Below are 13,614 nucleotides of genomic sequence, written 5' to 3'. Positions count from 1 at the left end.
ATGACGACCTGCGCGGGTGATGGCTACCGGATCAGCGGCCGCTGAGCGAGGCTGATCATCGTGAAGACGTTGACCGGCACCGATTCCGCCCTGCTCCCGGGGATCGCGCTCACCGGCGCGGCCGTCGCGGTGGCGCTGGCGGTGTCGTGGCTGGTCCCGGCGCTGAGCGCGCTGACCGTCGCGGTCGTGCTGGGCGCGGTGGTCGGCAACCTCCCACGACTGCCCGGGGGAGCGCGCTCCGGCCTGACGTGGGTGGCGCGGGTGCCGCTGCGGGCGGGCGTGGTGCTGCTGGGCCTGCAGCTGAGCATCGGCCAGCTGCTCGGCCTGGGGGCGGGCACGGTGCTGGCGGTGCTGATCACCGTGGCCGCGACCTTCGCCGGGACGCTGTGGCTGGGCAGGCTGCTGGGCGTCTCGCGAGGGCTGTCGCTGCTGGTCGCGACCGGGTTCTCGATCTGCGGGGCCTCGGCGGTGGCGGCGGTGGAGGGCGTGGTCGACCGCGAGGACGAGGACGTCGCGACCAGCGTGGCGATGGTGACGGTGTTCGGCACCGTGGCGATGGTCGCGCTGCCCATCACCTTCGCCGCCACGGGCGTCGGCGCCGATCTCGGCGGTCGGATCGCCGGGGCGGGCGTGCAGGAGGTCGCGCAGGTCGTGGCCGCCGCCTCGCCGCTGGGCGCCTCGGCGGTCGCGCTGGCGGTGGTGGTCAAGCTCAGCCGCGTGGTGCTGCTCGCGCCGCTGGTGACCGGGGTGAGCCTGCTCGGCCGGCGTCGGACGACGGGGGCGCGGCCGCCGATCATGCCCCTGTTCGTCGCCGGGTTCCTGGTGACCGTGGCGCTGCGCAGCAGCGGGGTGCTGCCGGAGTTCGTCGTCGACGCCTCGCGGCCGGTGACCACGCTGCTGCTCGCGGCCGCGCTGTTCGCGCTGGGCACGGCGGTGCGGGTGGAGGCGCTGCTGCGCACGGGCCCGCGCGCGTTCGCGCTGGGGACCTGCTCGACGATCCTGGTGGTCGCGCTGGCGACCACGACGATGGGCCTGCTCAGCCAGTAGCGGGCAGCAGTGCGCGCAGGGCGCAGTCGGCCGCGGTGGCGAGCTCGTCGAGGCCCATGCCGGTGCGACCGAGCGCGACGATGCCGAGCTGGGCGGCCAGCACGGCCCGGGCCAGTTCCTCGGCGTCCGCGTCGGCGTTCACGTCGCCTTCGCGCTGGGCGCGTTCGAGCGCCTCGGTCAGCAGCCGGGTGGTGGCCGCGTAGCTGCGGCGGGCCTCGGCGGCGACGTCGGGCATGCTCACGGCCAGCTCGGCGGTGGTGTTGGCCAGCAGGCAGCCGCGCCGGGCGGCCGCCGCGTCGCAGCTCGGGCCGCGCACGAAGTCGCGGACGAAGTCCACTCCCCGCTCGGCCGAGGCCAGGCGTTCGCGGAGCATCCGGTCGTTGGCCTCGTCGTAGTCGCGCAGCACGCGCAGGAACAGGGCCCGCTTGTCGCCGAACGCGCCGTAGAGGCTGCCCTTGCCGAGCCCGCTCGCGCGCATGAGGTCGTCCAGCGACGTCGCCGCGTAGCCCTTGTCCCAGAACTCCCGGCGGACCGCCGCGACGACACCGGCTTCGTCGAACTCCCGGGGGCGTGGCACGGCACGAGAATACGTCTTCTTGACCGAGCGGTCCAGAACGGGCAGAGTTGTGGACGGAATGGTCCATAACTTTGGGGAGGTGGGCGGCGTGGCCGTCCTGCAGGGCAAGGTCGCCGTGGTCACCGGCGGCAGCAGCGGAATCGGGCTGGCGATCGCGCGGGCGTTCCGCGACGAGGGCGCGACGGTGTTCATCACCGGCCGCCGGAAGGAAGCGCTCGACGAGGCGATCGCCGAGCTGGGCGAGGAGGTGGCGGCCGTGGTCTGCGACTCCTCGAAGCCCGCCGATCTCGCCGCCCTCTACGAGACCGTCCGCGAGCGGGCCGGGCACGTCGACGTCGTGGTCGCCAACGCCGGCATCGGCATCGACGCGCCGTTCGGCGAGGTCACCGAGGAGCAGTTCGACGCCCTGTTCGGCGTCAACGTCAAGGGAACCGTCTTCACCGTCCAGAAGGCGCTGCCGCTGCTGCGTCCCGGCGCGTCGATCATCCTCACCGGATCGACCGCCGCCACGCACCCGCAGCCCGGCCTGGAGATCTACGCGGCCACCAAGGCCGCGGTGCACCACCTGGCGCGCGGCTGGGCGCACAGCTCGGGGCAGCGCGAGTTCCGGGTCAACGTGGTCTCACCCGGCATGGTCCCCACGCCGGGCCTGCTGGAGCTCGTCGACGCCGAAACCCGGGAGCAGGCCCAGCAGGTGATCCCGCTGGGGCGTCACGGCAAGCCCGAGGAGATCGCGGCCGCCGCGGTCTTCCTCGCCTCAGACGCCGCGAGCTACGTCAACGGCTCGGTTCTCGCCGTCGACGGGGGAGTCGCGCAGGTCTGATTCGGATCGGGGCCTCCGGGCCGGGTCGCGCGACCCGGCCCGGAGGCCCCGTCCGTTCCGCGATGTCCGAGATGTCGTGCGTCCGCTGGATGAGATCCCCGGTCCGGCTGTTGACACCCCGGCGGGGCACTGCTGCCATGTGGGAGTGACTTCCACGGAGCCGCTGACCAAGCGCCGCCACGTCGACCTCGTTCGCGTGGCCGCGCAGGCGTGTCGCGCTCGCTGATCGACAGCACCTCCTCTTCTTCACCTCTCGCGCCGCGGCCGCACGCGTTCCCGTGCCGCCGCGCGCCGATTCCCGCTGCCTTCGAGGAGCTTCCGGATGGCACCCACCTCCACCGCACCCGTGGCCGCCGTGCTGCGCGACGACGCCGAGGCGCTCGGCCAGGCCCGCCGGCTCGCCGAGTCCTTCGCCGTCGAGGCCGCCGAGCGCGACCGGGACCGCCGCCTGCCGCGCGCCGAGCTCGACGAGCTCTCCGCCAGCGGCCTGCTGGCGATCACCGTGCCCGCCGACCACGGCGGTGCCGACGTCGGCACCCGCACCCTGCTGGAGGTGTTCCGGCTCGCGGCCGCCGACCCGAGCATCGCGCAGATCCCGCAGAACCACTTCGCCTTCGTCAACGTCCTGCGCGAGAACGGCACACCGCAGCAGCAGGAGTTCTTCTTCGCCGAGCTGCTGGCGGGCAAGCGGCTCGGCAACGCCCAGTCCGAGGTCGGCAGTCGAACCGCGCAGGACATCCGGACCAGGCTGAGGGCCACCGGCGAAGGCGATTTCCTCCTCACCGGCAAGAAGGGCTACTCCACCGGAGCGCTGCTCGCGCATTGGATCCCGGTGGTGGCCAAGGACACCGCCGACCGCCTCCAGGTCGCCTACGTGCCGCGCGACGCCGACGGCGTCACCGTCATCGACGACTGGGCGGGCATGGGGCAGCGCACCACCGCCAGCGGCACCGTCGAGCTCGACCAGGTGCGGGTGCCCGCCGACCGGATCGTGCCGCACCACCTGACCTTCCAGCGCCCGCAGCTGCACGGCGCGCTGTCGCAGGCCCAGCACGCCGCGATCGACGTCGGCATCGCCGGTGGGGCGCTGGCCGAGGCCGCCGAGTTCGTCCGCACCCGCAGCCGCCCGTGGGGCGAGTCCGGTGTGGACACCGCCGCCGAGGACCCGCTGACGATCCAGCGGTTCGGCGAACTGGGCATCCGGGTGCGCGCCGCCGAAGCGCTGCTGGAGAAGGCGGGTTCGGCGATCGACGAGGCGCGGGCCGACCTGACCGACGACTCCGCCGCCGCGGCCTCGATCGCGGTGGCCGCGGCCAAGGCCTTCGCCGACGGCGCCGCCATCGAGGTGGCCGATGCGCTGTTCGAGGTCTCGGGCGCCCGCTCCAGCCTCGACTCGGCCAACCTCCACCGGCACTGGCGCAACGCGCGCACCCACACCCTGCACGACCCGGTGCGCTGGAAGATCCAGCACGTCGGTCGCTACACCCTCAACGGGACGTTCCCGCCCCGGCACGGCCACATCTGATCGCGAAACGAGGACCACCATGCTGATCGAAGAGCAGGACGTGGCGCTGGCCGCCGTCGCCGCGGGCGAGACCGTCGTCGTGCACGGCGCCGGTGACGAGGGCGGGATCGTGTTCCCCGCCTCCCGGGCCGACGTCGCGGGCACCGCCTTCGCCGTCCGGCACTCGTCGGGCTTCCTGTGCGTCGCGCTGCCCGAAAGCCGCTGCGACGCACTGGAACTCCCGCCCGTCGCCGCTCGCGCCCGGCGGGAGGCCGGGACGACGGTGTGCGTCACCGTCGACGCCGCCGTCGGCGTGACCACCGGTATCTCCGCCGCAGACCGGGCGCGTGCCGCCCGCGTGCTCGCCGACCCCGGCGCGGTCGCCGCCGACCTGACCCGGCCAGGTCACCTGGTGCCCGTCGCCGTCGACCTCGACCACCCGCGGCCGAGCCTCGCCCGAGCCGCGCTGCGACTGGTCACCCGGGCCGGGCACGCGCCCGCGGCGGTGTTCGCGCACCTGGTCAGCCCGGCCGACGAGACCCGCATGGCCACCGGACCGGAACTGCGCGACTTCGCCGCCGACCACGGGCTGACCGCCGTGCCCGCCGATCCGGCCGGGGTCCACCTGACCCGCTGATCTCACCACCCGCACCACGCACGTGCCGGCACGTGCGTCGGTCGACCCTGCCCGAAAACACTTGCGAGGGAGCATCTTCCATGTCCGCCAACGAACCACTCAAGTTCGCCTACTGGGTCCCCAACGTCAGCGGCGGCCTGGTCACCAGCAGCATCGAGCAGCGCACCGAGTTCAGCTACGAGTACAACGAGGAACTCGCGGTGCTCGCCGAGAACAGCGGCTTCGAGTACGCCCTGAGCCAGGTCCGCTACGCCTCCAGCTACGGCGCCGCGCAGCAGCACGACCCTGCCGCCTTCAGCCTCGGCCTGCTCACCGCCACCGAACGGCTGAAACTCATCGTCGCCGCCCACCCCGGGTTGTGGCATCCCGCGATCCTGGCGAAGTTCGGCATCACCGCCGACATCATCTCGCAGGGCCGGTTCGCGGTGAACATCGTCAGCGGCTGGTTCAAGGACGAGTTCACCGGGCTCGGCGAACCGTGGCTGGAGCACGACGAGCGCTACCGCCGGACCGAGGAGTTCATCCGCGTGCTGCGCGGGCTGTGGACCCGGCCGAACTTCGAATTCCCCGGCGACTTCTACCGGATCCACGACTTCAGCCTCCGCCCGCAGCCCTACGACGTGCCCGGCAGACCGCACCCGGAGATCTTCCAGGGCGGCAACTCCACCGCCGCCCGCCGACTCGCCGGGCGCGTGTCGGACTGGTACTTCAGCAACGGCAAGGACTACGACGGCTTCTCCGAGCAGGTCGCCGATGTGCGGAGCTTCGCCGCCGAGAACGACCGCGCGGTGCGCTTCGGGCTCAACGGCTTCGTCATCGCTCGCGACACCGAGGCCGAGGCCCGCGACGTGCTGCGCGAGATCGTCGACAAGGCCGATGTCGGTGCGGTGGAGGGGTTCCGGAAGTCCGTGCAGCAGGCCGGTAACTCCACATCGGACGGCAAGGGCATGTGGGCCGACTCCGAGTTCGCCGACCTCGTGCAGTACAACGACGGATTCCGCACCGGCCTGATCGGCACGCCCGAGCAGATCGCGCACCGCATCGTCGAGTACAAGAAGCGCGGCGCGAACCTGCTGCTGCTCGGATTCCTGCACTACCTCGAAGACGTCGAGCACTTCGGGAAGGAGGTCCTGCCGATCGTCCGCGAACTCGAAGCAGACCTCGACCGCACCGGAGACCCCGTCGGCGTCGGCAACGCCCGCTGAGAACCGGAAGCACCGAGAGAGGGAGGACCATGACCGCCATCGAAACGCGCCGCTTCACCGCGCGCCCCGACACCACCCAGGGCTGGATCGACCGCGCCCGCGAGGTCGCCGGAGTGCTCGCCGAGACCGCGCTGGCCCGCGACCGCGCCAACGAGACCCCGCACGAGGAGGTCCGGCTGCTCAAGGAATCCGGCCTGGTCACCCTGCTCGGACCGCGCGAGCACGGCGGCGCGGGCGAGAGCTGGCGGACCGCCTACCGCGTGATCCGCGAGGTCGCCAGAGGGGACGGCTCGATCGGACAGCTGCTCGGCTACCACTACCTGTGGGCCTGGGCGGCGCGACTGGTGGCCACGCCGGAGCAGATCGCCGAGGTCGAGCAGCTCTACACCAGCAACGAGTTCTTCTTCGGCGGCGCCGTCAACCCGCGCGACGACGACCTCGTCATCACCGATGAGGGCGACACGCTGGTCTACCGCGGCCGCAAATCGTTCTCCACCGGCAGCAAGGTCTCCGACCTGACCGTGCTGGAAGGCGTGCTGGAGGGCACCGACACGCACGTCTTCGCGATCGTGCCCTCCCGGCAGGAGGGGATCGTCTACGGCTCCGACTGGGACAACCTCGGCCAGCGGCTCACCGAGTCCGGCAGCGTGGAGATCAACGGCGTGCGCGTGCCGTGGGCCTCGGCGGCCGGCTTCGTGGACAAGGAGTTCCAGCCGCTGACCTACAACACCCTCAACGTGCCCACCATCCAGCTGGTGTTCACCAACTTCTACCTCGGGATCGCCCAGGCCGCGCTGGACGCCGGGCTGTCCTACACCTCCCAGCACACCCGGGCCTGGCCCTACGGCGGGGACAACAAGGACTCCGCGGGCGAGGAGTTCTACCTGCTGGACGGCTACGGCGACCTGCAGGCCAAGCTGTGGGCGGCCGAGGCGCTGGTGGACAAGGCGGGCGAGGAGATCTCGGCGGTCCTGCACGCCGAGCGCGAGGCGCTCACCGAGCAGCAGCGCGGTGACGTCGCCGTGCGCATCGCCGCCGCCAAGCAGCGGGTCATCGACGTCGGGCTGGAGATCGCGACCCGCGTGTTCGAGCTGACCGGCGCGCGAGCGTCGTCGAACTCGGTGGGCCTGGACATCTACTGGCGCAACCTGCGCACCCACAGCCTGCACGACCCGGTGGCCTACAAGCGGGCTGAAGTCGGCCGGTACGCGTTGCTCGGCGAGGTTCCCGAACCCACCTGGTACACGTGACCGGACCGTTGGAGCGGGTGGAGGTTCACATGTGAACCTCCACCCCCTCCACACCCCTCTTGCGCTCCTCCCGTTCGGTGGGGAACTCACCAGGGGACGGTTTTTCCTCGGTAAACGCGACCCACTACGGATACGTTTCGAGAGGCAGGGGGAATTTCGTTTGAAATTGGCGGACCACACAACGCGAGAAAACCGCAAAACGAAGCCAATTTCGGACGAAATTGCCCCTCCGCACCTACCCGAAGCACCCCGCGAAGCGCTCCCAAGGTACCCCCGAGGGGTGGGACAGTTTTCATGAAAACTGTCACCCCACCCACAAGACGGGTACCCCAAAACCCCAGTTCAGCCACCTCGTGGACCGTGGAGTCCACCCCACAGGCAGACCCCGAGGGGTCGGACAGTTTTCATGAAAACTGCACCACTCCCACGGGGTTCTTCAGGATCGCTTCGCGGGGTCGAGCTGCTTGCGTGCGGAGTGACAATTTCTCCTGAAATTGGCTTCGTTTCGTGGTTCTCCTCGCGTTGTGCGGTCCGCCAATTTCAGAAGAAATTGCCACTGCCTTGCGAAACGTACCCGTAGTGGGTCGCGTTTAGTGAAGCTTGGGTCGCCTTGGTCGCGTTCCTTTTGAAACGTATCCTAAAACCGGCTCGGCCGAGGCGGTTCTGACCTGTCCACCCGCGGGACTCCGCGCGGTGATGTGCACCGGGTCATGCGGATTTCCGGGAACTGCGCGCGCGGTGCATCCGACCACCTGGACGTGGGTTCGATCGCGAGGGGAGTTGCTGCGGTGGACGAGATCGGCGTGATCGGGGCGGGCGGTGAAGGGCTGGCCGTGGCCGCCGCCCTGTCGGAACGCGGGCATCGGGTGCGGTTGTGCACCCGAGAACCCGCGCGGGTGGGAGGAATTCGGGAATCCGGGGCGATTCGGGCGTCCGGGGAGAAGCGGGGCGTCTTCCCGATCGCTCAGGTCACCTCCGACCCGGCCGAGCTCGCGGAGCGCTGCTCGGTGCTGGTCGTCGCCGCGATCACCACCGCCTACCGCGAGATCGCCGAGGTGCTGGCGCCGCACCTCACCGATGATCATGTGGTCGTGCTGTTCTCCGGGAAGCTGTGCGGCTCAGCGGAATTCGCCGCCGCGCTCCGCCGCCGCGGAGCTCCTCGGGTCGACGTGGTGGAGACCGACGCGCTGTTCGCCGCCCGCCCCGACGGCGACGACGGCGTGCGCGTGCTCGGCGCGAAGCGCTGGAACCTGATCTCCGGCGCCACCCCCGGTGCCGTCGACCGGCGCGCGCCGATGATCCGGGAGTGGTTCCCGCAGCTGGAGATCGCCGACAACCTCGTCCACAGAGGACTCACCGACTTCGGGGCGGTCGCGCACGCCCCGATCGCGCTGGCCAACCTCGGCACCATCGACCGGGGCGAGGAGCTGCTGTTCTACCTCGACGGCGTCTCGGACCGGACGGTCGCGCTGCTGGACCAGGTCGAGCAGGAGTTCCGCGCCGTCGCAGGGGCGTACGGCGCGCGGCTGACCCCGATGCCCGAGGTCCTCGACCGCTACTACGGCTGCACCACCACGGGCCTGCTGGAGGCCATGCGCAGCGCCGAGCCCTACCGGAGCATCCTCGCGCCGGGCTCGCTGGACCACCGCTTCCTGCACGAGGACATCGCCTCCACGCTGGTCCCGCTGGAAGCCCTGGCCGAACGCGCGGGCGTGCCCACGCCGATGGTCGGCTCGATCATCACCGTGATGTCCACGCTCGCCGGGAAGTCCTTCCGCCGCAGCGGGAGGACCCTGCACCGGCTCGGGTGGGCGGAACTCACCGGCGAGCAGCTCCGCCGGGAGCTCACCCCTGCGAGAAGCGCCGGCGCTCGAACTTCGCCGCCAGAGCCGGGTAGAACCGCGGCAGCAGTCTGACCAGCAGGTCCACCAGCTTCGCGTCGTTGCCCACCAGCACCCGCTCCTTGCCCGCCTCGACGCCGTCGACGACGATGCGGGCGGCCTGCTGCGGCGGCATCTTCAGCAGCTTCTCGTTGTAGGTGCGCACCCGGGCCTCGTCCTCGGGCGTCACCTCGCCGCGCCGCCGCGCCTCCTCCAGCCCGGCCGAAGCGATGTTGGTGCGCACCCCGCCGGGATGCACCACCGTCACCTTCACCGGGTGCCCGGCCATGAGCATCTCGGCGCGCAGGCTCTCGGTGAACCCGCGCACCCCGAACTTGCTGGCGCAGTAGGCGGTGCTGCGCGGCTGGCCCATGATTCCGTTGAGGCTGGAGACGTTGACCAGGTGCCCGTCGCCGGAGTCGATCAGGTGCGGCAGGAACGCCTTGCTGCCGTGGATCACGCCGAACAGGTTGACCCCCAGCACCTTGTCGTAGGTCTCCCAGTCGTTGTCGGCGACCGCGCCGCCCGCCGCGATGCCCGCGTTGTTGTAGACCTGGTGCACCGCGCCGAAGTGCGCCGCCACCGAGGTCGCGTAGGTCTCCACCGCCTGCCGGTCGCTCACGTCCAGGCGAGCCGAGTGGGCCTCGACGCCCAGCGCCGCCAACCGCTGAACGGTGTCGGCCAGGCCGCTCCCGTCCACGTCCGACACCGCCAGCCGGGCACCCCGGCGGGCCAGTTCGAACGCGACCTCGCGCCCGATGCCCGAACCCGCGCCCGTGACCACGGCGACCTTGCCGCGCACCTCGCTCATCCGGCCTTCTCCTTCGTCGCAGTGCCGATGTGGTCGGTGGTCATCGCCACCAGCCGGTCGATGAGACCGGGCGCGATGTGGTGCCCCATGCCGTCGATCTCGACGTAGCGGGCACCCGGGATCGCCGCCGCCGTCGCGCGGCCGCCGCTGACGTGCACCATCCGGTCGGTGTCGCCGTGGATCACCAGCGTAGGCGCGGTGATCCGCCGCAGCTCCGCGGTGCGGTCACCGCTGGCGTGGATCGCGCCGATCTGCCGCGGACGTCCCTCCTTGGCGCGAGCGCCACCGCCGCGCTCCCACAGACCGGCCGCCCAGGCGCGCTCCAGGTCGTCGTCCGGCGGGAACGAGGCCGAGCCGATGTGCCGCAGCATCCACAGGTGCCGCTCCACCGACTCCTCGACGGTGTGCGTCGGGCCCTTGGCCATGCGCACCAGCGTCGACCGCGCGGGCTGACCGATCCCGCGCGCGCCCGTGGTGGAGAAGATCGAGGTCAGCGAGCCGACCCGGTCGGGGTGCCGGGCGGCGATCGTCTGCGCGATCATGCCGCCCATCGACATCCCCAGCAGCTCCACCCGCTCCAGGCCCAGGTGGTCGAGCAGTCCGACCGCGTCGGCGGCCATGTCGCCCAGGTCGTAGGAATCCGGCCTGGGCCGGGCCAGCAGCTGCCGCAACCGCCCCGGCGGGGGAGCGTCGATGCGCGACGAGCGGCCCGCGTCCCGGTTGTCCAGCCGCACCACCCGGAACCCGCGCTCGGTGAAACCGTCTACGAACCGCTGCGGCCACGACGTCAGATCGAGCCCCAGGCCCGCGATCAGCACCAGCGGCGTGCCGTCGGCCGGGCCGTCCACGCGGTAGCAGATCCGCGGTCCCGCGGGCAGGTCGACGAAGAGGTCCTCGCTCACCGCGTCACCGCCTCGGTCTTGGCGCGGGCGAACCGCAGCTCCGGATCGGTGACGCTGTCCGAGCGCAGCAGCTTGACGTCCGAGTGGTAGCTCAGCGACGTCAGCCACGGCATCCGATCGCCCTGCTTGGGCAGCTGGTCCACGGCGCGCTGGATGTAGCCGGCCCCGAAGTCCAGGAACGGCCGCTTGGGCATCGCCGGATCGCTGGGCTCGGGACGGCAGATGTCCAGCCCGTAGTGGTCCATGTGGGTCAGCAGGCGGCAGAAGTGCTCGCACAGCAGGCCGATCTTCAGCGTCCACGAGGAGTTGGTGTAGCCGATCGCGAAGGCGAAGTTCGGCACGCCGGAGAGCATCATGCCCTTGTAGGCGACGGTGTCCGGCAGGCTCACCCGCTCGCCGTCGACGGCCAGCGGGATCGCGCCGAAGGGCTGGACGTTCAGGCCCGTCGCGGTGACGATGATGTCGGCTTCGATCTCCGCGCCGGAGGTCAGCTTCACGCCCCGCTCGGTGAAGGTCTCGATCCGGTCGGTCACCACCGAGGCATCGCCCCGCCGGATCGACCGGAACAGGTCGCCGTCGGGCACCGCGCACAACCGCTGGTCCCACGGGTCGTAGGGCGGGTTGAAGTGCGTGTCCACCGGATAGCCCTCGGGCAGCGCCTTGGCGTTGATGAAGCGGATCAGCTTGCGCGCCGCCTTCGGGAAGCGCTGGCAGAAGCTCCAGATCAACCGCTGCTGCACGATGTTCTTGCGGCGCGCGATCGCGTACCCGCGCTGCGGGCCGAACAACCGGCCCGCGATGTTGGCCACGGCGTCCTTCTTCGGCACCGGCATGATGTAGGTCGGCGTGCGCTGCAGCATCGTCACGTGCGCCGCGGTGTCGGCCATCGCGGGCACCAGCGTCACCGCCGTCGCGCCGCTGCCGATCACCAGCACCTTCTTGCCCGCGTAGTCCAGGTCCTCCGGCCAGTGCTGCGGGTGGATGATCGGACCCGTGAAGCGCTCGCGGCCCTCGAAGTGCGGCGTGTAGCCCTCGTCGTAGCGGTAGTAGCCGCCCGCGCTGAAGATCCAGTTCGCGCTGAGCCGGTGCCGCTGACCGGTCTCGGGGTTGTCGACGTCGACGACCCAGCGCGCCTGCTCCGTCGACCACTCCGCGCCGACCACCTGGTGGTGGAAGCGGATGTGGGAGGTCAGGTCGTTCTCGGTGATCGTCTCGCGCAGGTAGTTCAGGATGCGCGGCGCCGAGGCGATCGACTCCTCGTCGCGCCACGGCTTGAACTCGTAGCCGAAGGTGTGCAGATCCGAGTCCGAGCGGATGCCGGGGTAGCGGAACAGGTCCCACGTGCCGCCCGAGGCGCCGCGCGCCTCCAGGATCGCGAACGTCTTCGCCGGGTGCGAGGTCTTGAGGTAGCGGCCTGCGCCGATGCCGGAGATGCCTGCTCCCACGACGAGCACGTCGAGGTGCTCGACCGGGGTGTCGGTGGTGGTCACTGCTGGTTGCTCCCCCGCGCGGACGGACTGCTGATACCTCCGTGAGCATGCCCGCGACCCGCCGGGTTGCGCCACAGCGACATGCACCACCATCATGCCGTGATGGTGCACAACGCTGCGTCCGAGTGGCCGAGGCCGTCCGCGCGCGTGCGGGAGCTGTTCCGGCGCGGCGCCGAGATCGCGCTCAACCCGCACGCCGAGTGGGTCGAGGAGCTGCACGCCGCCTCGCTCGGCGGCGCCCGGGTGCGGCTCGTCGCCGAGGACCCGGCGCTGGCGGCGGCCACCCGCCGCGCCAACCTCGCCAACCTCCTGCACTGGGCCGCCGCCAACGTCCAGAACCCCGGCCGCCGGGTCCCGGCCAACACCGGCTCCGAGCTGCTCGAAGCCGCCCGCGACCTGGTGCGACGCGGCCTGGACGAGACCGCGCTGGACTCCTACCGGACGGCGCAGAACGTCGCCTGGCGGCGCTGGATCGAGATCGTCTTCGGCCTCACCGACGATCCCGACGAGCTGCGCGAGCTGCTCGACGTCTCCGCCGTGTCGATCGCGACGTTCATCGACGACACGGTGGCCGCCGTCAGCGAGCGGATGCAGCACGAGCGCGACGAGCTCACCCGCGGCGCGCACGCCGAGCGCCGCGCCGCCGTGACGCTGCTGCTGGAGGGGGCGCCGATCGGCCGGGCCCGCGCCGAGAGCCAGTTGGGCTACCGGCTCGCGGGCCCGCACACCGCCGCCATCGTCTGGAGCGGTGCGTCCGGGTCCGAGCAGGTCGAGGCCGCCGCCGAGGCGGTGATGCGCGCCGCCGGGGCCGACCACCGGCTCACCGTCATCGCCAGCGCCGCCGCGATGTGGGTGTGGCTGCCGGTGTCCACCGCCCCGTCCGCGGCCGAGCTCACCGCGCGGCTGGCCGAGCACCCCGAGGTCCGGGTCGCCGTCGGCAGGCCCGGCAGCGACGTCGAGGGCTTCCGCCGCAGCCACCTCGACGCCGCCACCACCCAGCGCATGGTCGCCCGGCTCACCTCGCCGCAGCAGGTCGCGCGCTACCAGGACGTGCAGCTGGTCTCGCTGCTGACGAGCGAACCGACCGAGACCGAGGAGTTCCTCGCCGACACCCTCGGCGACCTCCAGCACGCCGACGCCGACACCCGGACGGCGGTCCTGACGTACGTCCGCGAGTTGGGCAGCACCACCCGCACGGCCGAGCGCCTCTACACCCACCGCAACACGGTCCTCCGCCGCCTCGCCCGCGCCGACGACCTCCTCCCACGCCCCCTCGCCGAGAACGCCCTGGCCGTAGCCGCAGCCCTCGAAACCCTCCACTGGCGCGGCAACACCTGACCCCACCGGCCGAGACCCCACACCATCACCCGTTCGAAAACCGCTGTTCTCGACGCACGAAAACTGCGGTTTTCGACGCGTGAAAACCGGGGTTTTCGAACGGGGTTCACTCGGTAGGGGCTTGGTGGTGGGGGTGGTGATCGTTCGGGT

The 13,614-nt window shown here is 71.4% G+C and carries 12 protein-coding genes; 8 read left to right on the top strand and 4 right to left on the bottom strand.

Annotated elements, in window-relative coordinates:
* The first annotated feature begins 57 nt into the window (after positions 1-57).
* Positions 58-1,047, top strand: coding sequence for a YeiH family protein (locus QFW96_RS11585; RefSeq protein ID WP_425524750.1), 990 nt, complete (start codon positions 58-60; stop codon positions 1,045-1,047).
* On the opposite strand, the gene QFW96_RS11580 is transcribed toward QFW96_RS11585, so the two are convergent.
* On the bottom strand, positions 1,037-1,624 hold the full coding sequence (locus tag QFW96_RS11580; RefSeq protein ID WP_281455584.1) for a TetR/AcrR family transcriptional regulator: 588 nt from the start codon (positions 1,622-1,624) through the stop codon (positions 1,037-1,039). The genes QFW96_RS11585 and QFW96_RS11580 overlap by 11 nt on opposite strands.
* A gap of 88 nt (positions 1,625-1,712) precedes the next feature.
* Between QFW96_RS11580 and QFW96_RS11575 the strand changes: the two genes are divergently transcribed.
* From QFW96_RS11575 to QFW96_RS11550, 6 genes are all read left to right on the top strand, one after another.
* On the top strand, positions 1,713-2,447 hold the full coding sequence (locus QFW96_RS11575) for an SDR family NAD(P)-dependent oxidoreductase (RefSeq protein ID WP_281455583.1): 735 nt from the start codon (positions 1,713-1,715) through the stop codon (positions 2,445-2,447).
* Positions 2,448-2,769: 322 nt separating this feature from the next.
* Entirely contained in the window at positions 2,770-3,972 is a 1,203-nt protein-coding gene (locus tag QFW96_RS11570) for an SfnB family sulfur acquisition oxidoreductase (RefSeq protein ID WP_281455582.1), read from the top strand.
* 19 nt (positions 3,973-3,991) lie between these two features.
* Positions 3,992-4,588, top strand: a complete 597-nt coding sequence (locus QFW96_RS11565) for a 3,4-dihydroxy-2-butanone-4-phosphate synthase (protein ID WP_281455581.1) — start codon at positions 3,992-3,994, stop codon at positions 4,586-4,588.
* An 80-nt stretch (positions 4,589-4,668) separates the two neighbouring features.
* Positions 4,669-5,793 (top strand): dimethylsulfone monooxygenase SfnG, encoded by a 1,125-nt coding sequence (gene sfnG, locus QFW96_RS11560; RefSeq protein ID WP_281455580.1) that lies wholly within the window; start codon positions 4,669-4,671, stop codon positions 5,791-5,793.
* Between the two features lie 29 nt (positions 5,794-5,822).
* Positions 5,823-7,043, top strand: coding sequence for an acyl-CoA dehydrogenase family protein (locus tag QFW96_RS11555; RefSeq protein WP_281455579.1), 1,221 nt, complete (start codon positions 5,823-5,825; stop codon positions 7,041-7,043).
* 788 nt (positions 7,044-7,831) lie between these two features.
* Positions 7,832-8,959 (top strand): NAD/NADP-dependent octopine/nopaline dehydrogenase family protein, encoded by a 1,128-nt coding sequence (locus tag QFW96_RS11550; protein ID WP_281455578.1) that lies wholly within the window; start codon positions 7,832-7,834, stop codon positions 8,957-8,959.
* On the opposite strand, the gene QFW96_RS11545 is transcribed toward QFW96_RS11550, so the two are convergent.
* The 3 genes from QFW96_RS11545 to QFW96_RS11535 are packed head-to-tail and all read right to left on the bottom strand — an operon-like array spanning position 8,889 to position 12,126.
* Positions 8,889-9,734, bottom strand: a complete 846-nt coding sequence (locus QFW96_RS11545) for an SDR family NAD(P)-dependent oxidoreductase (protein WP_281455577.1) — start codon at positions 9,732-9,734, stop codon at positions 8,889-8,891. The genes QFW96_RS11550 and QFW96_RS11545 overlap by 71 nt on opposite strands.
* Positions 9,731-10,636 carry an alpha/beta fold hydrolase gene (locus QFW96_RS11540; protein WP_281455576.1) on the bottom strand — a complete coding sequence of 302 codons (906 nt, stop codon included), beginning with the start codon at positions 10,634-10,636 and terminating at the stop codon, positions 9,731-9,733. Before QFW96_RS11540 ends, QFW96_RS11545 begins: the two co-directional genes overlap by 4 nt.
* The gene (locus QFW96_RS11535) at positions 10,633-12,126 is read right to left on the bottom strand and encodes a flavin-containing monooxygenase (RefSeq protein ID WP_281455575.1); all 1,494 of its coding nucleotides are present in this window, start codon (positions 12,124-12,126) and stop codon (positions 10,633-10,635) included. Before QFW96_RS11535 ends, QFW96_RS11540 begins: the two co-directional genes overlap by 4 nt.
* Positions 12,127-12,228: 102 nt before the next feature.
* Between QFW96_RS11535 and QFW96_RS11530 the strand changes: the two genes are divergently transcribed.
* A complete protein-coding gene (locus QFW96_RS11530; protein WP_281455574.1) occupies positions 12,229-13,464 on the top strand; it encodes a PucR family transcriptional regulator in 1,236 nt (411 codons plus the stop codon).
* Positions 13,465-13,614 lie beyond the last annotated feature (150 nt).

Source organism: Saccharopolyspora ipomoeae (assembly GCF_029952525.1).
GTDB classification, from domain to species: Bacteria; Actinomycetota; Actinomycetes; order Mycobacteriales; family Pseudonocardiaceae; genus Saccharopolyspora; species Saccharopolyspora ipomoeae.
The sequence above is the reverse complement of the archived record's forward strand: the minus strand, read 5'-3'. Positions and strand labels throughout refer to the sequence as shown.

What these genes read in the sequence shown, in the direction of transcription:
- QFW96_RS11570 (WP_281455582.1), top strand. Translation starts at nt 2,770, where the DNA reads ATGGCACCCACCTCCACCGCACCCGTGGCCGCCGTGCTGCGCGACGAC.
- QFW96_RS11565 (WP_281455581.1), top strand. Translation starts at nt 3,992, where the DNA reads ATGCTGATCGAAGAGCAGGACGTGGCGCTGGCCGCCGTCGCCGCGGGC.
- sfnG (WP_281455580.1), top strand. Translation starts at nt 4,669, where the DNA reads ATGTCCGCCAACGAACCACTCAAGTTCGCCTACTGGGTCCCCAACGTC.
- QFW96_RS11555 (WP_281455579.1), top strand. Translation starts at nt 5,823, where the DNA reads ATGACCGCCATCGAAACGCGCCGCTTCACCGCGCGCCCCGACACCACC.
- QFW96_RS11545 (WP_281455577.1), bottom strand. Translation starts at nt 9,734, where the DNA reads ATGAGCGAGGTGCGCGGCAAGGTCGCCGTGGTCACGGGCGCGGGTTCG.
- QFW96_RS11530 (WP_281455574.1), top strand. Translation starts at nt 12,229, where the DNA reads ATGGTGCACAACGCTGCGTCCGAGTGGCCGAGGCCGTCCGCGCGCGTG.